The sequence below is a fragment of the Treponema sp. JC4 genome (assembly GCF_000260795.1).
Classification (GTDB): Bacteria; Spirochaetota; Spirochaetia; order Treponematales; family Treponemataceae; genus Treponema_D.
In genome coordinates, this window is sequence record NZ_AJGU01000004.1 from 68,159 (window position 1) to 91,829 (window position 23,671).

At 41.0% G+C, this 23,671-nt stretch carries 31 protein-coding genes; 30 read left to right on the forward strand and 1 reads right to left on the reverse strand.

Going from position 1 to position 23,671, the window contains the following annotated elements:
- The first annotated feature begins 13 nt into the window (after window positions 1–13).
- Together rpoB and rpoC are read left to right on the forward strand one after the other, a co-directional pair.
- The gene (gene rpoB / locus MSI_RS03530; RefSeq protein WP_009103785.1) at window positions 14–3,556 is read left to right on the forward strand and encodes a DNA-directed RNA polymerase subunit beta; all 3,543 of its coding nucleotides are present in this window, start codon (window positions 14–16) and stop codon (window positions 3,554–3,556) included.
- On the forward strand, window positions 3,549–7,862 hold the full coding sequence (gene rpoC, locus MSI_RS03535; RefSeq protein ID WP_009103787.1) for a DNA-directed RNA polymerase subunit beta': 4,314 nt from the start codon (window positions 3,549–3,551) through the stop codon (window positions 7,860–7,862). Before rpoB ends, rpoC begins: the two co-directional genes overlap by 8 nt.
- A gap of 94 nt (window positions 7,863–7,956) precedes the next feature.
- Here rpoC and MSI_RS03540 read toward each other — a convergent pair whose 3' ends face one another.
- The gene (locus tag MSI_RS03540; RefSeq protein WP_009103789.1) at window positions 7,957–8,865 is read right to left on the reverse strand and encodes a hypothetical protein; all 909 of its coding nucleotides are present in this window, start codon (window positions 8,863–8,865) and stop codon (window positions 7,957–7,959) included.
- A gap of 480 nt (window positions 8,866–9,345) precedes the next feature.
- On the opposite strand from MSI_RS03540, the gene rpsL reads away from it, so the two are divergent.
- The 28 genes from rpsL (at window position 9,346) to rpsK (ending at window position 23,641) form a co-directional block, all read left to right on the forward strand.
- Window positions 9,346–9,720, forward strand: coding sequence for a 30S ribosomal protein S12 (gene rpsL, locus MSI_RS03545; RefSeq protein WP_009103791.1), 375 nt, complete (start codon window positions 9,346–9,348; stop codon window positions 9,718–9,720).
- A gap of 12 nt (window positions 9,721–9,732) precedes the next feature.
- Window positions 9,733–10,203 (forward strand): 30S ribosomal protein S7, encoded by a 471-nt coding sequence (rpsG, locus tag MSI_RS03550; protein WP_009103793.1) that lies wholly within the window; start codon window positions 9,733–9,735, stop codon window positions 10,201–10,203.
- Between the two features lie 618 nt (window positions 10,204–10,821).
- Window positions 10,822–12,009 (forward strand): elongation factor Tu, encoded by a 1,188-nt coding sequence (gene tuf / locus MSI_RS03555; protein WP_009103795.1) that lies wholly within the window; start codon window positions 10,822–10,824, stop codon window positions 12,007–12,009.
- A 67-nt stretch (window positions 12,010–12,076) separates the two neighbouring features.
- A complete protein-coding gene (gene rpsJ, locus MSI_RS03560; RefSeq protein ID WP_009103797.1) occupies window positions 12,077–12,385 on the forward strand; it encodes a 30S ribosomal protein S10 in 309 nt (102 codons plus the stop codon).
- Window positions 12,386–12,512: 127 nt separating this feature from the next.
- Window positions 12,513–13,133: a 50S ribosomal protein L3 gene (rplC, locus tag MSI_RS03565; protein ID WP_009103799.1), complete on the forward strand. Its 621-nt coding sequence runs from the start codon at window positions 12,513–12,515 to the stop codon at window positions 13,131–13,133.
- Between the two features lie 12 nt (window positions 13,134–13,145).
- Window positions 13,146–13,784: a 50S ribosomal protein L4 gene (gene rplD, locus MSI_RS03570; protein ID WP_009103801.1), complete on the forward strand. Its 639-nt coding sequence runs from the start codon at window positions 13,146–13,148 to the stop codon at window positions 13,782–13,784.
- Window positions 13,784–14,068 (forward strand): 50S ribosomal protein L23, encoded by a 285-nt coding sequence (locus MSI_RS03575; protein ID WP_009103803.1) that lies wholly within the window; start codon window positions 13,784–13,786, stop codon window positions 14,066–14,068. The genes rplD and MSI_RS03575 overlap by 1 nt, the downstream gene beginning before the upstream one ends.
- A gap of 28 nt (window positions 14,069–14,096) precedes the next feature.
- Window positions 14,097–14,924, forward strand: a complete 828-nt coding sequence (gene rplB / locus MSI_RS03580; RefSeq protein ID WP_009103805.1) for a 50S ribosomal protein L2 — start codon at window positions 14,097–14,099, stop codon at window positions 14,922–14,924.
- Between the two features lie 14 nt (window positions 14,925–14,938).
- Complete coding sequence (gene rpsS, locus MSI_RS03585) at window positions 14,939–15,223, forward strand: 30S ribosomal protein S19 (RefSeq protein ID WP_009103807.1); 285 nt, start codon at window positions 14,939–14,941, stop codon at window positions 15,221–15,223.
- A 12-nt stretch (window positions 15,224–15,235) separates the two neighbouring features.
- Window positions 15,236–15,592: a 50S ribosomal protein L22 gene (gene rplV / locus MSI_RS03590; RefSeq protein WP_009103809.1), complete on the forward strand. Its 357-nt coding sequence runs from the start codon at window positions 15,236–15,238 to the stop codon at window positions 15,590–15,592.
- A gap of 1 nt (window position 15,593) precedes the next feature.
- A complete protein-coding gene (gene rpsC / locus MSI_RS03595; RefSeq protein ID WP_009103811.1) occupies window positions 15,594–16,331 on the forward strand; it encodes a 30S ribosomal protein S3 in 738 nt (245 codons plus the stop codon).
- A 2-nt stretch (window positions 16,332–16,333) separates the two neighbouring features.
- Entirely contained in the window at window positions 16,334–16,753 is a 420-nt protein-coding gene (gene rplP, locus MSI_RS03600; RefSeq protein WP_009103813.1) for a 50S ribosomal protein L16, read from the forward strand.
- 11 nt (window positions 16,754–16,764) lie between these two features.
- Window positions 16,765–16,977 carry a 50S ribosomal protein L29 gene (rpmC, locus tag MSI_RS03605; protein ID WP_009103815.1) on the forward strand — a complete coding sequence of 71 codons (213 nt, stop codon included), beginning with the start codon at window positions 16,765–16,767 and terminating at the stop codon, window positions 16,975–16,977.
- 10 nt (window positions 16,978–16,987) lie between these two features.
- A complete protein-coding gene (gene rpsQ, locus MSI_RS03610) occupies window positions 16,988–17,263 on the forward strand; it encodes a 30S ribosomal protein S17 (RefSeq protein WP_009103817.1) in 276 nt (91 codons plus the stop codon).
- 19 nt (window positions 17,264–17,282) lie between these two features.
- Window positions 17,283–17,651, forward strand: coding sequence for a 50S ribosomal protein L14 (gene rplN / locus MSI_RS03615; RefSeq protein ID WP_009103819.1), 369 nt, complete (start codon window positions 17,283–17,285; stop codon window positions 17,649–17,651).
- A gap of 12 nt (window positions 17,652–17,663) precedes the next feature.
- A complete protein-coding gene (gene rplX / locus MSI_RS03620) occupies window positions 17,664–17,981 on the forward strand; it encodes a 50S ribosomal protein L24 (protein ID WP_009103822.1) in 318 nt (105 codons plus the stop codon).
- Window positions 17,981–18,532: a 50S ribosomal protein L5 gene (rplE, locus tag MSI_RS03625; protein ID WP_009103824.1), complete on the forward strand. Its 552-nt coding sequence runs from the start codon at window positions 17,981–17,983 to the stop codon at window positions 18,530–18,532. The genes rplX and rplE overlap by 1 nt, the downstream gene beginning before the upstream one ends.
- Window positions 18,533–18,539: 7 nt before the next feature.
- Window positions 18,540–18,725 (forward strand): type Z 30S ribosomal protein S14, encoded by a 186-nt coding sequence (locus MSI_RS03630; RefSeq protein WP_009103827.1) that lies wholly within the window; start codon window positions 18,540–18,542, stop codon window positions 18,723–18,725.
- Window positions 18,726–18,734: 9 nt separating this feature from the next.
- Window positions 18,735–19,133: a 30S ribosomal protein S8 gene (rpsH, locus tag MSI_RS03635; RefSeq protein ID WP_009103829.1), complete on the forward strand. Its 399-nt coding sequence runs from the start codon at window positions 18,735–18,737 to the stop codon at window positions 19,131–19,133.
- 12 nt (window positions 19,134–19,145) lie between these two features.
- The gene (rplF, locus tag MSI_RS03640; RefSeq protein WP_009103831.1) at window positions 19,146–19,685 is read left to right on the forward strand and encodes a 50S ribosomal protein L6; all 540 of its coding nucleotides are present in this window, start codon (window positions 19,146–19,148) and stop codon (window positions 19,683–19,685) included.
- A gap of 11 nt (window positions 19,686–19,696) precedes the next feature.
- Window positions 19,697–20,059, forward strand: a complete 363-nt coding sequence (gene rplR / locus MSI_RS03645; RefSeq protein ID WP_009103833.1) for a 50S ribosomal protein L18 — start codon at window positions 19,697–19,699, stop codon at window positions 20,057–20,059.
- A 9-nt stretch (window positions 20,060–20,068) separates the two neighbouring features.
- Window positions 20,069–20,587: a 30S ribosomal protein S5 gene (gene rpsE / locus MSI_RS03650; protein ID WP_009103835.1), complete on the forward strand. Its 519-nt coding sequence runs from the start codon at window positions 20,069–20,071 to the stop codon at window positions 20,585–20,587.
- Between the two features lie 3 nt (window positions 20,588–20,590).
- Complete coding sequence (rpmD, locus tag MSI_RS03655; protein ID WP_009103837.1) at window positions 20,591–20,770, forward strand: 50S ribosomal protein L30; 180 nt, start codon at window positions 20,591–20,593, stop codon at window positions 20,768–20,770.
- Window position 20,771: 1 nt separating this feature from the next.
- Window positions 20,772–21,260 (forward strand): 50S ribosomal protein L15, encoded by a 489-nt coding sequence (rplO, locus tag MSI_RS03660; RefSeq protein ID WP_009103840.1) that lies wholly within the window; start codon window positions 20,772–20,774, stop codon window positions 21,258–21,260.
- A 15-nt stretch (window positions 21,261–21,275) separates the two neighbouring features.
- Window positions 21,276–22,610 (forward strand): preprotein translocase subunit SecY, encoded by a 1,335-nt coding sequence (gene secY / locus MSI_RS03665; RefSeq protein WP_009103842.1) that lies wholly within the window; start codon window positions 21,276–21,278, stop codon window positions 22,608–22,610.
- Window positions 22,611–22,752: 142 nt separating this feature from the next.
- A complete protein-coding gene (gene rpmJ, locus MSI_RS14275; protein WP_009103844.1) occupies window positions 22,753–22,866 on the forward strand; it encodes a 50S ribosomal protein L36 in 114 nt (37 codons plus the stop codon).
- 10 nt (window positions 22,867–22,876) lie between these two features.
- The gene (gene rpsM / locus MSI_RS03670; RefSeq protein ID WP_009103846.1) at window positions 22,877–23,245 is read left to right on the forward strand and encodes a 30S ribosomal protein S13; all 369 of its coding nucleotides are present in this window, start codon (window positions 22,877–22,879) and stop codon (window positions 23,243–23,245) included.
- Window positions 23,246–23,260: 15 nt separating this feature from the next.
- On the forward strand, window positions 23,261–23,641 hold the full coding sequence (gene rpsK / locus MSI_RS03675; RefSeq protein ID WP_009103848.1) for a 30S ribosomal protein S11: 381 nt from the start codon (window positions 23,261–23,263) through the stop codon (window positions 23,639–23,641).
- The last annotated feature ends 30 nt before the right edge of the window (window positions 23,642–23,671 follow it).

Consider the following 23,671-nt stretch of genomic DNA (forward strand, 5'->3'; position numbering starts at 1 on the left):
ATAGGAGAAGCTGATGTTCGCAAAAACACGGACTATCAACCGTCAGTACATCGGTAAAGACATCCAGACTGTAATGGATGTGCCAAACCTTATTGGAATCCAGACATCATCTTATGAAAGCTTTCTTCAGTCAGAAAGACTTAAGAACGGCGAAAAGCTTTTGAATCAGGGACTTCAGGACGTTTTCAATTCTACTTTCCCTATTGAAAGCCCAAATGGCGACATGTCATTGGAGTATGAGTTTTATGAGTTGGATTGGGCAAACCTTAAATTTTCAGAAATTGAGTGCAAGCAGAAAGGTGTAACTTACTCTGTTCCTTTAAAAGCCCGAATTAACTTGAATTTCCTTCAGACAGGAGCAATCCTTCAGAAAGATATCTACATGGGAGACATTCCGCTCATGACAGACCGTGGTACATTTATTGTAAACGGTGCTGAACGCGTAGTTGTTTCTCAGATTCATCGTTCGCCTGGTGTAATTTTCTGCCACGACAAGGGTGTTTACTCATCTCGTATCATTCCTTACCGCGGATCTTGGTTGGAATTCGAAATTGACCAGAAAAACGAATACATTTATGCAAAGATTGACCGCAAAAAGAAAATCCTCGGAACTATTTTCCTCCGCGCACTTGGTTATTCAACTCGCGAAGAAATTATCCGCTGCTTCTACGATGTAGAAGACGTTGAGGTTAAATCTGACAACGACAGTAAAGAAGCATTGTTCGACAAGGTTCTTGCTTCTGCTGTACTTATTAAAGATGAAAACGGCGAAGAAAAACGTCTTTTCAATGCCGGAACTCGTCTTAAGGCTCACGATGTTGATGACCTCGTAGCTAACAAAATCGAAAAAATCACTGTAATCCGCTTTGATACACGTGCTAATCCTTTGAACAAGGAAGAAAAGAACAATTCTCTTGATTCTCAGATGATTATCAACTGTTTCGACCGCGAAGAGGCAAAATTCGTAAAAGAAGGTTCTATTGATAACGAACCAACTAAGGAAGATTGTCTTGCAGCTGTTTACGCAGTTCTTCAGCCTGGTGAACCAATGACAGTTGAATCTGCAGAAAAAGATTTGACTTCTATGTTCTTCTCTGAGCGCCGCTATGACCTTGGTCGTGTTGGTCGCTATAAGCTCAACAAAAAATTCGACTACTCTGATGATGTAAAAGACTTTACTTTGATTAAAGACGATATCATCAACACAATGAAGACTTTGATTAAAGTTTACATTGGTGACGAGCAGATTGACGATATTGACCACTTGGGTAACCGCCGTATCCGTTCTGTTGGCGAACTTATGACAAATCAGCTTAAATCTGCATTTGCCCGCATGGAACGCATCGCTAAAGAGCGCATGAGCCTTAAAGAAACTGATACAATGAAGCCACAGGATTTGATTTCTATCAAACCTATTGTAGCTGCAATCAAAGAATTCTTTGGTTCTTCTCAGCTTTCTCAGTTCATGGATCAGATCAACCCATTGGCTGAACTTACACACAAACGTCGTCTTAACGCTTTGGGACCTGGTGGTCTTTCTCGTGACCGCGCCGGCTTCGAAGTTCGTGACGTACACTATTCACACTACGGACGCATGTGTCCTATTGAAACTCCTGAAGGTCCGAACATCGGTTTGATCGTTTCTCTTGCTATGTACACAAGAATCAACGATTACGGTTTCCTTGAAGCTCCATACCGCAAGGTTGTAGACGGAAAGGCAACTAACGAAATCGAATACCTTTCAGCTATTGATGAAGATAAATACTACATCGGACAGATTGTTCCTGGTATGAAAGAGGATGGAACATTCCCAACAGAAACAATTTCTTGCCGCAACCGTGGTAACTATACTCAGCGTTCACCAAAAGACGTTCAGTACATCGACGTTTCTCCACGTCAGGTAATTTCTGTATCTGCATCTATGATTCCGTTCCTTGAGCACGACGATGCTAACCGTGCGCTCATGGGTTGTAACATGCAGCGTCAGGGTGTACCTTTGCTCTTCCCAGAACCACCTCACGTAGGAACTGGTATGGAAAGAAAATGTGCTTACGATTCAGGTGTTCTTGTAAAAGCTAAGCATGACGGTGAAGTAGTTTACGTTTCAAGTGAACTCATCAAAGTTAAGACAGAATCTGGTGCAATTGATGAATATCCATTGCTCAAATACCAGAGAACTAACAACGATACATGTAACCACCAGCGCCCAACTGTTGGAGTAGGCGAAAAAGTTAAGGTAGGAAGCGTTCTTGCCGACGGTCCTGCAACATTCAACGGTGAAATGGCTCTTGGCCGCAACATTCTTGTAGGATTCGTTCCTTGGAATGGTTACAACTACGAGGATGCTGTTTTGATTTCACAGCGCGTAGTTCGCGAAGACTGGTATACATCTATCCATATTAAAGAATTCCAGGTTGAAATCCGTGAGACTAAACTTGGTCCAGAGCGCATTACACGCGATATTCCTAACACTGCAGAAAAGGCTGTTGCTAACCTTGATGCTGAAGGTATTATCCGCATTGGTGCAAAAGTTCGTTCTGGTGATATTCTGGTTGGTAAAGTTACTCCAAAATCAGAAACAGAAACAACTCCAGAATTCAATCTTCTCCGCTCAATCTTCGGTGAAAAGGCTAAAGAAGTTCGCGATTCTTCACTCCGCGTTCCACATGGAATTGAAGGTGTTGTAATCGATATTCAGCAGATGAGCCGCCTTGAAGGTGATGATTTGAACCCAGGCGTTGATAAGGTAATTAAAGTTCTTATCGCTAACAAGCGTAAGCTTCGTGAAGGTGATAAGATGGCCGGACGTCACGGAAACAAGGGTGTTGTTGCACGTATTCTTCCTATTGAAGACATGCCTTATCTCGAAGACGGTACTCCACTCGATGTATGTTTGAATCCACTTGGTGTACCTTCGCGAATGAACATCGGTCAGATTATGGAGTCTGAGCTTGGTATTGCAGGTAAATACCTCAACCAGTTCTTTGAAGCACCTGTATTCCAGTCTCCAACTCAGGAGCAGATTGCAGACAAGCTCGAAGAAGCAGGTCTCCCTCGCAGCTGTAAACAGATTGTTCACTCAGGTCAGACTGGTGAACCATTCCATAACCCAATCTTCGTTGGTGTTATCTACTTTATGAAGCTTCATCACCTTGTTGATGATAAGATGCACGCTCGTTCTACAGGTCCTTACTCGCTCGTTACACAGCAGCCACTTGGTGGTAAGGCTCAGTTCGGTGGTCAGCGTCTTGGAGAAATGGAAGTTTGGGCTCTCGAAGCTTACGGTGCTGCAAACTGTCTTCAGGAAATGATGACAATCAAATCTGATGATATGAACGGTCGTTCAAAGATTTACGAATCTATCGTAAAAGGCGATCCTTCATCACCAATTGGAATTCCAGAATCATTCAACGTATTGGTTCAGGAAATGCGCGGTTTGGCTCTTGATTTCACTATTTATGATGCTAAGGGTAAACAGATTGCTCTTACAGAACGTGATCAGGATTTAATTGATAAAGCAGCTTCCGGATTTGATAAGGAGGACAAGAATGCGTGATGTACAGGACTTTGACAGTCTTAAGATAAAATTGGCTTCACCAGAGACTATTAAATCATGGTCTTACGGTGAGGTAAAAAAGCCAGAGACAATTAACTACAGAACTCTCCGCCCAGAGAAAGACGGTCTTTTCTGTGAAAGAATCTTTGGTACAACAAAAGAGTGGGAATGTTACTGTGGTAAGTTCAAGTCTATCCGTTATAAGGGTGTAATTTGTGACCGCTGTGGTGTAGAAGTTACACACTTCAAAGTACGCCGTGAACGTACCGGACACATTGAACTTGCAGCACCAGTAAGCCATATCTGGTACTACCGCTCAGTTCCTAGCCGCATGGGTCTTTTGCTTGACCTTCAGGTGGCAGCTCTGCGCCAGGTTCTTTACTATGAAAAGTACATCGTAATTGACGCTGGTGATACAGACCTTAAAAAAGGTCAGCTTTTGAGCGAAGAAGAATATCAGACAGCATTGGAACACTATGCTGGTTCTGCTTTCACAGCTGACATGGGTGCTGAGGCTATCAAGACTATGCTTGAACGCCTTGACCTTGATGAACTTGCAGCTGAACTTCGTGCAAAGATGATCGAAAAAGGTGCTAAATCTGATAAGCGCCTTCTTCGCCGTATTGAACTGGTTGAAAACTTCCGTGCGTCAGGAAACAAAGTTTCTTGGATGATTTTGGACGTTATCCCGGTTATTCCTCCTGAGCTTCGCCCTATGGTTCAGCTCGATGGTGGACGCTTTGCTACATCTGACTTGAACGACCTCTACCGCCGTGTTATTAACCGTAATAACCGTCTTAAGAGACTTCAGCAGCTTTCTGCTCCTGATATCATCATCCGTAACGAAAAACGTATGCTTCAGGATGCAGTTGACGCTTTGTTCGATAACACAAAACGCAAGCGCGCAGTTAAGGGTGCTTCAAACCGCCCTCTTAAATCAATTTCTGACCTCCTCAAAGGTAAGCAGGGACGTTTCCGCTTGAACCTTCTTGGTAAGCGTGTTGACTACTCAGGACGTTCTGTAATCGTTGTAGGTCCAGAATTGAAGCTCTGGCAGTGTGGTCTTCCAACAAAAATGGCTCTTGAATTGTTCAAACCATTCTTGATGAAAAAGCTTGTTGATAAAGATGTTGTATTCAATATCAAAAAGGCTAAGATGCTCGTAGAATCTGAATCTCCAGAAGTTTACGCAATCCTTGATGAAGTTGTAAAAGAGCACCCTGTTATGTTGAACCGTGCGCCTACACTTCACCGACTTGGTATTATGGCATTCGAACCTGTACTTGTAGAAGGAAAAGCTCTTAAGCTTCACCCTCTTGCTTGTAAGTCATTCAACGCCGACTTCGATGGTGACCAGATGGCTATCCACGTACCTCTTACTCAGGCTGCACAGATGGAATGCTGGACTTTGATGCTTTCTGCACGCAACCTTCTTGACCCAGCTAACGGTAACACAATCGTTGCTCCATCTCAGGACATGGTACTTGGTATTTACTACATGACTGCTATCAAACCGAACGCAAAAGGAACAGGAAAACGTTTCTCTACTCCTGATGAAGTTCGTCTTGCTGCAGAACTTGGAAATATTGACTGGCAGGCTCTTATTAAAGTTCCTGCTCCAAAAGATTCATTCAACTCAAAGGCTCTTAAAGTTAAGGGTGACGAAGGATTCGTTTCTGGAACTCAGGACTTTAAAGAAGGTGATTTGATTGAAACATCTGCAGGTCGTCTTGCATTCAACGAAGCAATGCCAGAAGGTGTTGAATACGTTAACCGCCAGATGTTCGATAAATCACTCAAGAAGATGATTGAGTACGTTTACCACAACAAGGGTTCATGGCTTACAATCCAGATGCACGATGCAATCAAGGATGTAGGTTACAAGAACGCTACTTTGTACGGTGCAACACTTTGTATGGATGATATCCTTGTTCCTGATGAAAAGAAGGAAATGATTAATACTTCTAACAAAGAAGTTGAAGATATCATCGCTCAGTACTCTAAGGGTGTTATTACAGCAGAAGAGCGTTACAACCGTGTATGTAACATCTGGGCTCGTACTAACGAAAAACTTACAAACCTTATGATGTCTAATCTTGAAAAAGATAAAGACGGTTTCAATACAATCTGGATGATGGCTAAATCTGGTGCCCGCGGTTCTCGTGGTCAGATTTCTCAGCTTGCCGCTATGCGTGGTTTGATGACTAAGCCTAACGGAGATATTATTGAACTTCCAATTCGTGCAAACTTTAAGGAAGGACTTTCGGTTATCGAATACTTCATTTCTACTAATGCTGCACGTAAAGGTCTTTCGGATACAGCTCTTAAGACAGCCGATGCCGGTTACATGACTCGTCGTCTGGTTGATGTTGCTCAGGATGTTGTTATTAATGAAGAAGACTGTCAGACAATTAACGGTATTGATTATGCCGCAATTAAAGACGGTGATGATATTAAAGTACATTTGGCAGACCGTATCGTAGGTCACTACACAATCGAACGTGTCGTTCATCCAGTAACTGGCGAACTCCTTTGCGATGTAAACCAGTACATTGATGATGACCTGGCTCAGAAGATTGAAGCTGCCGGTGTAGAAAAGGTAAAACTCCGCACTGTACTTACCTGTGAAGCTAAACACGGTATTTGTGTTAAGTGTTACGGTAAGAACCTTGCACGCAACAAGATTGTTGAAATTGGTGAAGCAGTTGGTATCGTAGCTGCTCAGTCAATCGGTCAGCCTGGTACACAGTTGACACTTCGAACATTCCACTCGGGTGGTGCTGCCGAAATGACAACTGATGATAACCACATTGTTCTTAAGTTCAACGCCTTCCTTAAAGACATTTCTGGAACTCACGTTGAAATGAAGAACGGAAACTGGCTCTTTACTCGTAAGGGTAGCATGACTGTTATCCGCATTTTGGACGAAGTAAAAGTTGGTTCTGGTGACAAAGTTCTTGTTGAAGACGGAACAAACATCATGCGTGGTACTCCAATCCTTAACCAGGGTGGAAAAGAAATCGCTGCTGCTGTAACTGGCCGTGTAATGCTTAAAGACGGAACTCTTTACCTTGTAAGTAAAGATCAGAAGATTGAAATCGTAAACGGTTCTACAATCTATAAGAAGGCTGGAGATTTGATTAAGAAGGGTGAACCTCTTGGTGAATTCGACCCATTCTCTGACCCAATTATTGCTGAACAGAACGGTTTCATCCACTTTGAAGACGTACTTGTTGGTTCAACTTTGGAAGAAAAAGTTGACTTGCAGACTGGTTCAAAAGAGCGCTACATCACAGATCTTCACCTTGATGTAAAACAGCCTCGTATTTTGATTACTGATGAAGCTGGTAACGAACTTGGAACTTACTACCTCCCGGCTGGTGCTCTTCTTCTTGTTGAAGATAAAGCTCCAGTTGAAGCCGGAGTTATCCTTGCTAAGATGCCAAAAGCTGCTCAGAAATCTCAGGATATTACTGGTGGTCTTCCACGTGTATCTGAATTGTTCGAAGCCCGCAAACCTAAGAACCCTTGTGTACTTGCACAGATTTCTGGTCTTGTTAAATTCAAGGGAATTACAAAAGGTAAGCGTATCGTAACTGTTGAAGACGAGTTCGGAAAAGTATTTGAACACCTTGTTCCAATGACAAAACGAATGATCGTTCGCGATGGTGACCATGTTGAAGCAGGTGAACAGCTTTGTGTAGGTTCTCCAAACCCACAGGACGTTCTTGCAATTCTTGGTGAAAACGCACTTCAGAACTACTTGATGGACGAAATCCAGGACGTTTACCGCGCTCAGGGTGTAGACATCAATGATAAGCATATTGGTATTATCGTTCGCCAGATGCTCCGCAAGATTGAAATTGTTGCCGTAGGCGATACAAAATTCATCTTCGGACAGCAGGTAGATAAATACAAGTTCCACGAAGAGAACAGACGTGTAATCGAGGAAGGTGGTCAGCCAGCTATTGGTCGTCCAATGTTCCAGGGTATTACAAAAGCTTCTTTGGGTGTTGACTCATTCATTTCTGCAGCATCATTCCAGGAAACTACACGTGTTCTTACAAATGCCGCTATTGCCGGTGCAACTGACGGTCTCCACGGAATTAAGGAGAACGTTGCTATCGGTCATATGATTCCGGCTGGTACTGGTATTAAGAACTACAAAGATATCAAACTCTTTGACGACAGCGACCGCGACCTTGATGCTCAGATGAATGAAATTCTTGAGCGCCGCCGCCTGGAAGAAGAGCAGGAATCTCAGCTTGAAGAGCCTAGCTTTGTAGAGACTGAAGATAATGACTAGAATATAGTTATTTAAGATGCCCTCAGGTTTTAGGCCTGAGGGCATTTTTTTTTTGCGGCTGTAAAAATTAGATGAACTTTGAGAATTGCAGCTGTTATTCTTGCTGTTCTAATATTTTGATGAAATAACCATCTTTTTCAAATACTTTTTTTCCATAATTATAGCTAGCAGGCCATTTATCTGTTCCAAAATAAATCGCAGCTACACATGGATCCTGATATTTACTTCCCGGATAGAAATCCAGAAATTTAATTCTTACTTTTGTAACGTTCTTGCCTAATTGTATGCTTGTGAACTTTATCTTGTCTTCAATCGTAAATTTTCCTAATGATTCAGAATTGCTTAAATCAATAATTTCAATTGTTTTTGGTCTTGCATTTTGTTTCCATAAATGTTGGCGGGAAAAATCTATGAAGCCTGGTAAAATATGAATAGAACTGTGTTCATAAGTTAATTCAAAATCAATATATGGAGTTTTGTCATACTTAATATCAGGAACCCATGGCATACCAATGGTTCTGAAGCAATAATCTGATTCTTTTTCTTTTGCGACTGTCAAAACATTTTCAACTGAATAGACGGTCTTATTGTTTTTTATTATTTCTGTAAGTTCAGATGAAGCTTTTATTGATTTTATACAATCGTTCTCTTTATATATGTCTATTAATTCTTTACGATTATTATCGTTATCAAAGAATTCTACAGAAAAAATGTCTTCATTAAAATCCAGTAAGAATGTTCCATGTGATTTTTTTATAAATCTACCATAATAAGGATTTTCCTTAATGTTTAAGACGGGATAACCGTATTCATTTATAATTTTCTCAGGCCTGTCATCTGACCATAATTTCCCGTCCCATCCTAGAATATATATTTTATTTTCATAAACAAATAAAGCAGTTTCCAGATCTAGTTCAACAGAAAAATTATCCTTATCAAAGTCAAAACAAAATGCGTTTATAGTAAGTAAAATAAATATAATGATGGAAATTATTTTTTTCATTTTTCTTTACCAAGTGCTCCAATGTATTATAGCACAATAAAAAAGATAGATTAAACTTTTGCAGGGAATATTGCGGTAGGGGGGGGCTCTTATCTGGTGGGGGTGTCTTCCGGCGTAAGTTTTCACCGGCGGGAGAAACGCAGGGCCTGGTCGGCGTGAAGCCGACTGAGCGGCAGCGAAGCCGGAGTTGCGACTAGTAACGGCGACCCGCCTGGGATTTATCTAAAAATAACAATTTGGTTTCGGGTCGCCTGCCTTTCGTATTAACGAAAGGCTAAAACCATTGATTAAAAATGTTTGCTCGCCTGAATTATCTAATATATAGAAGAAAAATGTTGAAATTTATTGAAAATTCAGCAAATTCATAAGGAAATTCAGTTGAATTCATTTTTTGAATTTTATATACTCTTTAAACCTATCAAACTTTAGTTTTGAATTCTTTCCGGGGTGCTGACCGGAGTAAATATAGGAGATTAGGCGATGCCTACAATTAATCAGTTAATCCGTCAGGGTCGTAAGTCTGCAGCTAACAGAACCAAAGCTCCCGCACTTGATTCTTGTCCGCAGAAACGTGGTGTTTGTACACGTGTAATGACTATGACACCTAAAAAGCCAAACTCGGCTCTTAGAAAGATTGCTCGTGTTCGTTTGAGCAATGGTATTGAAGTTACTGCATACATTCCTGGTATTGGTCATAACTTGCAGGAACACTCAGTTGTATTGGTACGCGGTGGTCGTGTTAAGGACCTTCCTGGTGTACGCTACCATATCATTCGTGGTACAAAAGATACTCTTGGCGTAGAAGATCGCAAACGTGGTCGTTCTAAATACGGTGCTAAGAAACCTAAGGCTTAATGGAGGACTAAGATGGGAAGACATAAGAAATCAATCGAACGTCCATTGATGCCGGATGTTAAATATAATTCTAAAGTAATTTCTAAGTTTGTTTGCCGTATGATGCTTGATGGTAAAAAAGCTACTTGCCAGAAAGTAATTTATGATGCAATGGACAAACTTAAGGCTAAAACAGAGAAAGATCCTCTCGAAGTTCTTTTGAAAGCTCTTGAGAATGTAAAACCAATGGTTGAAGTTAAATCTCGCCGTGTTGGTGGTGCTACATATCAGGTTCCAATGGAAATCAGAGAGAGCCGCCGCGAAGCATTGGCTATGCGCTGGATCATCGATGCAGCCCGCAACCGCAATGGTCACGGAATGGCTGATACACTTTCTGCTGAACTTTTGGATGCTTACAACAACACTGGTACAGCATTCAAGAAGCGTGAAGATGTACATAAAATGGCAGAAGCAAACAAAGCTTTTGCTCACTACCGCTGGTAGACCTGGCTGCCTGATGGCGGCTTAAGAGATGGGGACTTCGGGAAACTGAAGTCCCCATTTTTTTTATCTATTTGAAATCCTTGTAATTTGTCGCAAAGGACGGAATTTTTTCATAAAGGGTTGAACATTTTTTTTAAAAACTGTATATTTTCAAATGTTCGGCTTTTTATGCATGCCGAAGGGTTCTTTGAGAGTCAGGCAGAAACATTAAAAATAATTAAGTAAAAATGTTATCTGGTGTGTCCGTAAAGCTAATCACATCCTTTTGTGGTTTTCAGGTTGCACGGCCCTAAATTTGTAATTTGTTACCGTTGGTAATAAAGATATAGACAATTTGTTTGGGTTTCTGACTAAGTCGCTAACGACTAAAACTCGAATATACCAAACCAGTTGTCAGTTGAAGAGATGATAATGATGGTGGTTACCGGGTTGCGGTTCATTGAATAGATAATGAACTGAATCTTCTTCCTATCCGATTCCTATCTATCATTTATATAATCTTTCAAACATTGTGTCTGCGAATGAAGGCTTCCGCGTATCGGAGGTTTTTCGTTCTGGCTTAAAGTGCGGCACATAAAAAATAAGTATGCCGGCGTTTGTACCGGCAAGGAGAAAAACATGGCAAAGGAGAAGTTCGAAAGAACCAAACCTCACATGAACGTTGGTACTATTGGTCACGTAGACCATGGTAAGACAACACTTTCTGCAGCTATCACTACATACTGTGCTAATAAGTATGGTGATAAGAAACTTAAGTATGATGAAATTGATAACGCTCCAGAGGAAAAAGAGCGTGGTATCACAATCAATACTCGTCACCTTGAGTATCAGTCAGACAAACGTCACTACGCACACATCGACTGTCCGGGACATGCTGACTACATTAAAAACATGATTACTGGTGCTGCTCAGATGGATGGTTCTATCCTCGTAGTATCTGCTCCAGACTCAGTTATGCCTCAGACAAAAGAGCACTTGTTGCTTGCTCGTCAGGTAGGTGTACCAAAGATTATCGTATTCTTGAACAAAGTTGACTTGGTTGACGATCCTGATCTTCTTGAATTGGTTGTTGAAGAAGTAAAAGACACTCTTCAGTCTTATGGCTTCTCTGCTGACACACCAATCATTAAGGGTTCAGCTTTCAAAGCTCTCCAGGAAGGCGCTACAGCTGAAGATACAGCTTGTATCGAAGAACTTCTTCAGGCTATGGATACATGGTTCGATGATCCAGTTCGTGATTCTGATAAACCATTCTTGATGCCAATCGAAGACATCTTCACAATTTCTGGTCGTGGTACTGTAGTAACAGGTAAGATCGAACGTGGTGTTGTAAACATGAACGACCCAGTACAGATCGTAGGTATCCGCCCAACAGCTGATACAACTGTAACAGGTATCGAAATGTTCCAGAAGACTCTTGATCAGGGTATGGCTGGTGATAACGTTGGTATCCTTCTCCGTGGTGTTGAGAAGAAAGACGTTGTTCGTGGACAGGTTTTGGCAAAGCCAAACAGCATCACTCCACACACAAAGTTCGAAGCTCAGCTTTACGTTCTTTCAAAGGAAGAAGGTGGACGTCACTCTCCATTCTTCTCTGGATATCGCCCACAGTTCTACTTCCGTACAACAGATATCACTGGTACTGTAGAACTCGAAGCTGGTACAGATATGGTTAAACCAGGTGACAACGTAAAAGTTATCGGTAACCTTATCCACCCAATCGCTATGGACGAAGGTCTTAAACTTGCTATCCGTGAAGGCGGTCACACAATCGCTTCTGGACAGGTTGTAAAAATTATTGAATAGTTTTTAATTTTTTCAAACAAAGGGGCTGGTTCTCCGGTTCCTTTGTTGTGAAAAGGAGTATTTGAAAATGGCTAATGGAAAGATTCGAGTTAGACTTCGCGCATTTGACGTAGAGTTAATCGATCAGAGTGCTAAAGCCATCGTGCAGACTGTTCAGAAGGCGGGAGCAAAGGTTTCAGGCCCTATCCCTCTTCCTACACGTATCAATAAGTTTACTGTATTGCGTTCACCTCACGTAAACAAAAAGTCTCGTGAGCAGTTCGAAATGCGTACACACAAACGCCTTATTGATATCATGAATCCATCTCAGGACGTTATGGATTCTTTGATGAAACTTGAACTTCCTGCCGGTGTTGACGTAGTTATCACACAGTAGTGAAATTAAGTAACCAGTTTAGGTTACACGGTGCGATCCCTTTGGATCAGGGATGACGGCCGAAATTAAATCAATAGAACAATGGTTTGGTTATCCAGAATCAGTTGTTCTAACAGGAGATATCAGAATGAAAGGTCTGATTGCTAAGAAAATTGGCATGACTCAAGTTTTCGACGAAAGCGGAAATCTGACACCAGTAACCGTGATCCAGGTCGAGCCAAATGTTGTCGTTGCCAAGAAAACAAAGGAAAATTGCGGTTATGATGCAGTTGTTCTTGGTTTGGAAGATGTAAAAGCTTCTAAAGCAAACAAAGCATATGCCGGTCAATTCCCAGAAAACATCAACCCTAAGCGCCACTTGAAAGAGTTCCGCAACTTCGAAAAAGAAGTAAATGTTGGTGATGAAATTGGTCTTGAACTTTTTGAAGGAAGTCGCTTCTTAGACGTAACTGCTACTTCAAAAGGAAAAGGTTTCCAGGGTGTAATGAAGAGATGGGGCTTCCATGGTGGACGTGCAACACACGGTTCTAAATTCCATCGTGAGCCAGGTGGAACTGGAGAATGTACTACTCCAGGACACAGCTTTAAAAACATCAAACTTCCTGGACATATGGGATTCAAAAAAATTACTGTTCAGAACTTGAAAATTGTTAAAGTAGATCCTGAACTTAAAGTAATTATGGTTCGCGGAGCTGTTCCGGGAAACAAAGACTGTACTCTCATCGTAAAGTCCGCAGTTAAGAAATAAGGGGAATAAGATATGGAAAAGAAAGTCTATTCAACTTCTGGAAAAGAACTGCGTACAATCACACTTGATGATAAAGTATTCGGTCTTCCAGTAAATGACGACGTAATTTATTACGCAATCACAAATGAATTAGCAAATAAACGTGTTGGTACAGCTTGTACTAAAACTCGTGCAGAAGTTCATGGAAGTAACGCAAAGCCTTATAACCAGAAAGGTACAGGTAATGCTCGTCGTGGTGATAAGAAATCTCCTATCACTGTAGGTGGTGGTACAATTTTTGGACCAAAACCACGCGACTTCAGTTACTCAATTCCTAAAAAGGAAAAGAGACTTGCTATGAAGACAATCTTGAGCTCACACGCTCAGGGTGACAGACTTACTATCGTAGAAGACTTTACAGTTGAAAGCGGTAAAACAAAGGACTTGGTTGCAATCCTTAAGAACTTTGCTAAAGATGAAAGAACAGTTTTGATTCTTAAAGATGACGATGCAAAAGTAAAACAGGCTGCAAGAAATATTAAAAATCTTACATTCTTGTCTTACAACCGTCTCAACGCTCACGACTTGTTCTACGGAAGAAAGATCATCGCTCTTGAAAGCGCTGTAAAAAATCTTTCTGACTTCTACGCTGATGATAAGGAGGCTAAATAATGACTTATACAGATATCCTTATTAAGCCTGTAGTATCTGAAAAGGCAAGCACTTTACGTGAACAGAATAAATATGTATTTGTAGTGCACCCAGATGCAACAAAAACACAGATTAAAGCTGCTGTTGCTGACTTGTTCAAAGTAAAGGTAATTGGCTGCACAACTATGAATGTGCTTGGAAAAATGAAACGTCTTCGCGGTAAGCCGGGAAGAACAGCATCTTACAAGAAGGCTATTGTTCGTCTTGCAGACGGTGAAACAATCAGCGCTTTTGAAGGTGTTTAATTCCAAGTTGTAACTAAGGGGAACAAAAATGGCTCTTAAAGTATTTAAGCCAATGACACCTGGTACACGTGGACGTGTAGACTTGTGTCGTGATGAATTGACATCAGCAAGACCCGAAAAATCATTGGTGTCAAAACGTAAGTCACATGCTGGTCGTGGAGCTGGAGGACGTATCTCTGTACGTCACCAGGGTGGCGGTCACAAAAGACTTTATCGTGATATAGATTTTAAGCGTGATAAGCACGGCATCCCAGGAACCGTAAAAGCAATTGAATACGATCCAAACAGAAGTGCTAACATCGCTTTGATTTATTATGCTGACGGTGATAAACGTTATATCATCGCTCCAAAAGGATTGCAGGTTGGACAGAAAATCATGTCTGGCGAAAATGCAACTCCTACAGTTGGAAATGCTCTTCCTCTGAAAGCAATTCCAGTTGGTTTCACTATTCATAACATCGAGTTGACACTTGGTGCTGGTGGACAGCTTGTTCGCTCAGCTGGTGCTTCTGCTCAGATTTCTGGTAGTGAAGGTGACTATGTTATCGTTCGTTTGCCTTCTGGTGAAATGAGAAAAATCAACGGACGCTGCTATGCTACAGTCGGTGTTGTAGGAAACGAAGAACACATGAATGTTAAGCTTGGAAAAGCTGGTCACAGACGTTGGTTGGGTATCAGACCTACTGTTCGCGGTATGGCTATGAACCCTCATGATCATCCGCTTGGTGGTGGTGAAGGTGCCGGTAAAGGTCGTAACCCAGTTACTCCTTGGGGACAGCCTTGTAAAGGTTACCAGACACGCAACAAACGTAAGACATCTAGCAATTTCATTGTTAGCCGTCGTAAGAAGAAGTAGGCGAGGAGATAATCGTGTCAAGATCTGTTAAAAAAGGACCTTTCGTAGAGAAATCACTTTACAAAAAGGTTCAGGCTATGAATAAAGAAGCAGACAGAAAAATGATTAAAACATATTCTCGCTGCTCAACAATCATCCCAGAAATGGTAGGTAATACTATCTCTGTTTATAATGGTAAATCATGGATTCCTGTATACGTTACAGAAAACCTGGTAGGTCACAAACTTGGTGAATTTGCACCAACTCGTACTTATCACGGCCATGGTGGTTCAGATAAATCTGCCGGAAAAGGCAAATAATAGGTGGATATTATGGCTGAGAAAAAAGGTTATGTAGCCACTACAAAATTCCTTATTGCATCACCAACAAAGGTTCGCCCAGTTGCTAATGTAATTAAACAGAAGTCCTATTCGGAAGCTATGGCAATTCTTGCTAATATGCCACAGAAAGGTGCAGCTTTGATCAGCGCTACTTTGAAGTCAGCTGCTTCAAACGCACTTAATTTGAATAGCAAGTTAGATGAAGATATGCTTTACGTAAAAGAAATCAGAATCGACGAAGGTCCAAGACTTAAGAGAGTTTGGTTCCGTGCTCGTGGACGTGCTGATCAGCTTTTGAAACGTATGTGCCATATTACCGTTGTCGTTGACGAAAAGGCGGGGGAATAAAGTGGGACAGAAAGTAAATCCAATTGGTTTGCGCTTGGGCGTAAACAAAACATGGCAGTCACGCTGGTATGCAGATCCACGTGAATATGCAGATTTAGTTTTGGAAGATATCAAAATCCGTAAATTGGTTTCAGAACTTCCAGAATGTAAAAATGCTGATATTGCTGAAATTGAAATTGTACGCCATCCACAGCGCGTTACAATCGTAATTCATACAGCTCGTCCTGGTGTTATTATTGGTGTAAAAGGTGCTTCAATCGAAAAGATTAGCGCTGACATCCAGAAACAGCTTACAAAGAAAGTTCAGATCAAGATTAAGGAAATTAAACGTGCTGATTTGAACGCATCTTTGATTGCTCAGAACATCGGTCGCCAGCTTTCTGGCCGTGGTTCATTCCGCAAGGCTATGAAACAGGCTGTAAGTAATGCAATGCGTGCAGGTGCACAGGGTATTAAAGTTCGTGTAAGTGGTCGTCTTGGCGGTGCTGATATGAGCCGTACAGAAGAACACAAGGAAGGACGTGTACCTCTTCACACACTTCGTGCTGATATCGACTATGGAACATTCGCAGCTCTTACTACATACGGTAAAATCGGTGTAAAAGTATGGGTTTATAACGGAATGAACTATGGTATTGAACGCAACGAAGATGCCGGTCAGCTTGTAAAGAAGCCAAGACGCAATCGTCCTGCTGCTGACAAAGCTGAAGGTGCAGAACCTAAAAAGGCAAGGAGTTAGTTATGCCACTGAGTCCTAAAAGAGTTATTCACCGTAAGGTACAGCGTGGCCGCGAAAAGGGCAACGCTACACGTGATAATACAATCGACTTCGGCGACATTGCTCTCGTAGCAATGGAACCAACATGGCTTGATGCTCGTGTAATCGAGGCTGCCCGTGTTGCTATCAACCGTAAGCTTGAACGTAAAGGTAATGTTTGGATTCGTATTTTCCCAGACAAGCCTATTACAAAGAAGCCTGCTGAAGTTCGTATGGGTAAGGGTAAAGGTGCTCCAGATCATTGGGCAGCTGTTATCAAACCTGGTATGATTTTGTTTGAAATTGGTGGTGTTGATCTTGAAGTTGCTCACAGAGCTTTGGAACTTGCAAGTGATAAACTTCCAGTTATTACAAAAATCGCTTATAAGCCAACAAAAGACTAGGAGGAAATAAGATGGCTGATTCAAAGAAAAAGAATGACAAAGAACTGTCTTATAAAGAACTAGTTGCTAAACGTGATGAGCTTAAGAGAGAATACATGGATCTCCGTTTCAAGATGGTAGTATCTCATGTAGATAACCCGTTGCAGAAACGTACAATTCGTCGTGAAATTGCACGTTTGAACACATTTATTCGCCAGAAAGAAATTGCTGGCGAGAATAAATAGGAGCTGAACCGTGGCAGAAAATACTGTTCAGACTGTAAAGGCTGCAAAAAGATCTTTTACTGGGCTTGTTACAAGTGAAAAAATGGATAAAACCATTGTTGTAACAGTTACAACAAAAAAGATGGATCGTCTTTACAAGAAATATGTTACTAGATCAAAGAAATACATGGCTCATGATGAAACAAATGATGCACATGTAGGCGATACTGTTCGTATTGTAGAATGCAGACCGCTCAGCAAAAACAAGTGCTGGCGTCTCGAAGAAGTTGTTGAAAGAGCAAAATAAGCTAAGGAGTTAATGAATTATGATTCAGATGCAATCTTGTATGACAGTTGCTGATAACTCTGGAGCAAAAATTGCTCAGTGTATCAAAGTTATCGGTGGTTCACACCGCAGATACGCTGGTATCGGCGACATCGTAGTAGTAGCTATTAAAGATGCTATTCCTACATCTACAATCAAAAAGGGTGCTATTGAAAAGGCTGTAATTGTACGCCAGGCTAAGGAATACCGCCGCCCTGATGGAACTTACATTCGTTTTGATGATAACGCTTGCGTTATCGTTGACGACAGCAAGAACCCTAAAGGAAAACGTATTTTTGGACCTGTAGCTCGCGAGCTTCGTGATATGGACTTTATGAAGATCATTTCACTCGCTCCAGAGGTTCTTTAAGGAGAAAATGAGATGTTAGTTAAATCAAAAATCCGTAAAGGCGATACAGTAGAAGTACTTGCTGGAAAAGATAAGGGAAAACGCGGAGAAGTTGTTCGCGTAAACCTTAAAAAAGAAGCAGTAATAGTATCTGGTGTAAACATTGTTAAAAAGGCAATGAAAAAGAGAAGTCAGCAGGACCAGGGCGGTATCGCTGAGGTTGAGGCTCCTCTTAATATTTCTAACGTTGGAATCGTATGTAAAAAATGCGGTAAACCAGTTAGAATTGGTTACAAAATCGACGGCGACAAGAAAGTTCGTGTTTGCCGTAAATGTGGAGATATCTTGTAATGGCAAATTACGTACCTCGGCTTAAGAAAGTCTATAAAGACGAAATCGCACCGGCTCTTGTAAAAGAGTTCAGCTACACAACTCCGATGCAGATTCCTGCAATCAAAAAAGTTGTTGTAAGTATGGGTGTTGGTGAAGCTCTCACAAATAAGAAACTCCTTGATGCCGCAGTTACTGACTTGACTGCTATCACTGGTCAGAAAGCTGTAAAAACTAGAGCTAAGAAGAGTATTGCTAACTTTAAACTTCGTGAGGGTAATGAAGTTGGTGCAATGGTAACATTGCGTGGAAACATCATGTATGAGTTCCTTGACCGCCTTATCAACGTTGCTCTCCCACGTGTAAAAGACTTCCGTGGAATTAAAGCTACTGGTTTCGATGGTCATGGAAATTTCTCTCTTGGTATTACAGAGCAGATTATTTTCCCAGAAATTGATTTCGATAAAATCGTAAAAATTGCTGGTATGAATATTACTGTAGTAACTAGCGCAAAGACAGACGCTGAAGCAAAATCTTTGCTTACCAAGTTCAACATGCCGTTCAGAAAGTAGGTGAAGTATGGCAAAGAAATCAATGATTATTAAAGCAGCCCGCAAACAGAAATATTCTACACGCGAATACAATCGCTGTCAGATTTGCGGTCGTCCACGTGGATATTTGCGCAAGTTTAAGATGTGTCGTCTTTGCTTCCGTAAATTAGCAAGTGAAGGTCAGCTTCCTGGCGTTACAAAATCTAGTTGGTAGGGGGATAAAATGAGTGCATCAGATCCAGTAGCAGACATGCTTACAAAGGTTCGGAATGCGGCTGTTGCCCGCCACGAGAAAGTAGATGTTCCAGCCTCTAAGCTGAAGCTCGAAATCGTGAAGATTCTGAAAACTGAAGGTTATATTAAAAACTTCAAAAAGGTTCAGGAAGACGGAAAAAATACTCTCCGCATTTTCTTGAAGTATGATGATGAGAATAATCCGGTAATCCACGGTGTTAAGAAAATTTCTACACCAGGTCGCCGTGTTTATTCTGGTTATAAAGATTTGCCACGTGTATTCAACGGATATGGTACAATCATCGTTTCAACTTCTTCTGGTGTAACAACTGGTAAGAAAGCTGCTGAAAAGATGGTTGGTGGTGAATTAGTTTGCACAATCTGGTAATAGGGGGAAGAGATGTCTAAAGTAGGTAAACTTCCTGTTGCTATTCCAGCAGGTGTAACAGTAACTGTTGCTAACAACGTAATGACTGTAAAAGGTCCTAAAGGTGAACTTAAGCAGCCATTCTCAAGCAACATTAAAATTGATGTTCAGTCAAACGAGGCTGTTCTTACAACTTTGAACGATACAAAACAGGCTGGTGCTGATCACGGTCTTTACAGAAGTCTTCTTAACAACATGGTAAAAGGTGTTTCTGAAGGCTTTACAAAGACACTGGTAATCACTGGTGTAGGTTATCGTGCAGAAGTTAAAGGTAAAGAACTTGTTATGAACCTTGGATATTCAAGTGACTATATTGTTATCATTCCTAACGGTGTAACAGTTGCTACAACTCCAGATGGAAAAGTAACTATTACTGGTATTGATAAACAGTTGGTTGGTGAATTCAGCTCTCAGATTCGTAAGTTGCGCAAACCTGAACCTTACAAAGGAAAAGGTATCCGCTACGACAACGAAGTTATCCGCCGCAAGGTTGGTAAGACTGGTGTAAAATAAGGTGAAGCTATATGTTTAAGAAACTGAACGATAAAGACAGAAAACGCTTGCACAGAAAGATTCACATCCGCAAGACTCTTCGCGGATCTGCAGACAGACCAAGAATGACTGTTACTCGCAGCAACAAGAATATTTCTGTTCAGGTTATCGACGACGATGAAGGTAAAACTTTAGCTTCTATTTCTACTTTGGAAAAAGAATTTGCTGCACTTAAGCCTAACACTGAAGGTGCTGCAAAGCTCGGTGAAGCTATTGGAGCTCGTCTTAAGGAAAAGAAGATTACTAAGATCGTTTTTGATCGTAACGGATATCTTTACCATGGTGTTGTAAAAGCACTCGCTGATGGCGCTCGTAAAGCCGGAATTGAATTCTAGGAGTTTGAAATGGAAGAACATCAGAAAAAATTTGATAAAGATCCAAAAGAGAAAGAGTTTGTAGAAAAACTCGTAACTCTCAACAGAACTTGTAAGACTGTAAAGGGTGGACGCCGTATGTCTTTCTCTGCTCTTACAATTGTTGGTGATCAGAAAGGTCGTGTAGGATACGGACTTGGTAAAGCTAATGACGTATCTGAAGCAATCAAGAAGAGTATCGATAAGGCTAAACGTAACCTTGTTGTACTCCCTCTTAAGAATGGTACTTTGCCACACGAAGTTCTTGGTAAATACAAGAGTTCTTCAGTTTTGTTGAAACCAGCTTGTTCCGGAACTGGACTTATCGCTGGTGGTACTGTTCGTGCAATTATGGATGCTGCAGGTGCAACTGACTTGATTTCTAAATCACTCGGTTCAAGCTCTGCTGTAAACGTAGTTCGCGCTACTTTTGATGCAATCGTAAACATTATGGATGCAAAGAAAGTTGCTGCTAACAGAGGTAAAACTCTTGACGAGTTGTGGGGTTAATGTATGGCACAGATTAAAGTTACATTAATTAAAAGCGTAATTGGTCAGAAACCAGAGAAAAAAGCAACTGTAAGAAGCCTTGGTCTTAAGAAGATTCATTCTTCTAATACTCTTGAGGCTACAGATGCTGTAAAAGGTATGGTTGCTGCTGTATCTCATTTAGTTAAAGTTGAGGAGATCTAAAATGGCAGAATATAATCCAATTCTTAGCGCTCCTCAGGGTGCTAATAAAAAACCTAAGCGCGTTGGTCGTGGTTCTTCTTCAGGACTCGGTACAACAGCTGGTAAAGGTAACAAAGGTCAGCAGTCACGTACAGGAACTAGCGTACCATACGTTGGTTTCGAAGGTGGACAGATGCCTCTTTACAGACGTATTGCTCACAAAGGTTTCTCAAACTATCCTTTCAAGAAAGAATATGTTTGCATTAATCTTGATCAGCTCGAAGCTAAATTCAATGATGGTGAAACAGTAAACAAAGAATCTTTGGTTGCAAAGGGATTTGTTTCTAAGAAAGCATCTGAAAAAGCTTTGATTAAGATTCTTGGTAATGGCGACATTACAAAGAAACTTACAGTTGAAGCAAACAAAGCTTCTGCATCAGCAAAGGCTAAAATTGAAAAGGCTGGCGGTTCAGTAAAAGTTACTGATGACGCTGCTGAAAGCAACAAGTAGAAGCGGAGTTAAAACATGGCAAGCAATCCAATCGTAAATATGTTTAGAGTTAAAGAGCTTAGAGATCGTTTGTTCTTTACATTGCTTATTCTGGCAGTGTTCAGACTTGGAAGCGTTCTTACAATTCCAGGAATTGACGCAAATGTTCTTATTAAGTACTTTGACGACCTTGCATCACAGAATAAAAATGCATTCGCAAGCTATATGGACTTCTTTGTTGGAGGAGCTTTCTCTAACTTCTCTATCTTCATGCTTGGTGTAATGCCTTATATTTCTATGCAGATTATCATGCAGCTTGCTGTGATTATTTTCCCATCTCTTAAACGCATCTCTCAAGAGGATGGTGGACAGCGAAAGATTGCGTCTTACACACGCTTTGGAACAATCATCGTATGTTTGATTCAGTCTTTCGGTGTTACTGTTTATGCAAACAGTATCCCTGGATGTATCATGCTGGACAATCAGCTTGCATTCAAATTGCTTGCAATGCTGACTGTTACAACAGGTTCTATGGTTACTGTTTGGCTGGGAGACCAGATTACAGCTCGTGGTATTGGAAATGGTATTTCAATGATGATCTTTGCTGGTATCGTTGCCCGCCTTCCTAACGCAATTGTTGAGTTAGGACAGAAGGTTTCAAACAACGAGATTCAGCTTGTATTTGTCATCCTTGTTCTTATCATGTTTGTTGCTATTATTGGTTTGGTAATTTACGAAGAATCAGGTCAGAGAAAGATTCCTGTTCACTATGCAAAACGCGTTGTAGGACGCAAAATGTACGGCGGACAGACAACTTACATTCCGTTTAAAGTAAACCCTTCAAACGTAATTCCTTTGATCTTCGCTTCTTCTATTCTTACTCTTCCATTAACACTTGCATCAACATTCGCACAGAGCCAGAACGCTGCTAAGTGGGTTGGTACACTTTCACGCATTTTGACTCCAAATGGTGTTTGGTATAATGTTTTGTTAGTTATTCTTATCATTTTCTTTGCATACTTCTACACTCAGGTAACACTGAACCCTACAGAAATTGCAAAAAATATTCGAGAAAATGGCGGATCTATTCCGGGTGTTCGTACCGACAAAACCGAAGAATATCTTACAAAAATATTGAATAGACTTGTATTGCCAGGTTCATTGTTCCTTGCATTGATTGCTATTATCCCTACAGTGATTCAGCACTTGTTCGGATTCCCACAGTCAATTTCAATGCTTATGGGTGGAACTTCATTGATCATTATGGTTGGTGTTGATCTTGATACAATGAGTCAGGTTGAAGCTCTTTTGAAGATGCATCATCACGAAGGTCTTACTAAAAAGGGCAAAATCAGATCACGAAGTCTCTAAAAGATTTATAATAAACTTTTAAAAATTTCGTGAATTCCTAGTAGAACAGAAATGGGAATATGTGATATATTATCTTTTACCGAATTGCTCTCATTGCGAGGTGCTTAAGATTCGGTAAAAATATTCTCATGGGGGCTTTTATATGAAAGTACGAACCAGTGTAAAACCTATCTGTGATAAATGTAAGGTTATCAAAAGAAACGGTATCATCCGTATCATTTGTGATAATCCAAAACATAAGCAGAGACAGGGCTAAGGAGTAACAGATGGCTCGAATCGCGGGTGTAGATATCCCTAACAAACATTTAGGTACCGCATTGACTTACATTTACGGTATCGGCCGTTCAGCGGCAGCAAAAATTTGCGAAGAAGCTAAACTTGATCCAATGAAGATGGCTAATGACCTGACTCAGGAAGAGATTGGTAAAATTCGTGAAGTTATTGATAGAGACTATAAGGTAGAAGGTCGTCTTCGTTCTGAAATCGGTCTTAATTTGAAGCGTCTTATGGATATTGGATGCTATCGTGGTCTTCGTCATAAGAGAGGCTTGCCAGTACGTGGTCAGCGCACTAGAACTAACGCTCGTACTCGTAAGGGTAAGAAGAAGACTGTTGCTAATAAGAAGAAAGCATAGGAACGAGGATAAATAATGGCTACCGTTAAAAAGCGAAAGGAAAAGAAGAGCGTATTCGAAGGAAATATTTATATCCAGGCTACGTTCAATAACACTATCGTAACTGTAACTGACTTGAAGGGAAATGCTCTTTCTTGGGCATCTTCAGGCGGACTTGGTTTCCGTGGAGCTAAAAAATCAACTCCATTTGCCGCTCAGTCTGTTTGTGAAACTGCAGTACAGAAAGCAGCAAGTTATGGTTTGCGTGAAGTTCACGTATATGTAAAAGGTCCAGGAATGGGTCGTGAAAACGCTATCCGTTGCCTTGGTGCCTTGGGATTAAAAGTAAAATCAATCTCGGATGTTACTCCAATTCCTCATAACGGATGTCGTCCAAGAAAGACACGCCGTATGTAGGTTTATTTGCAATTTTTCTTATGAAAGATT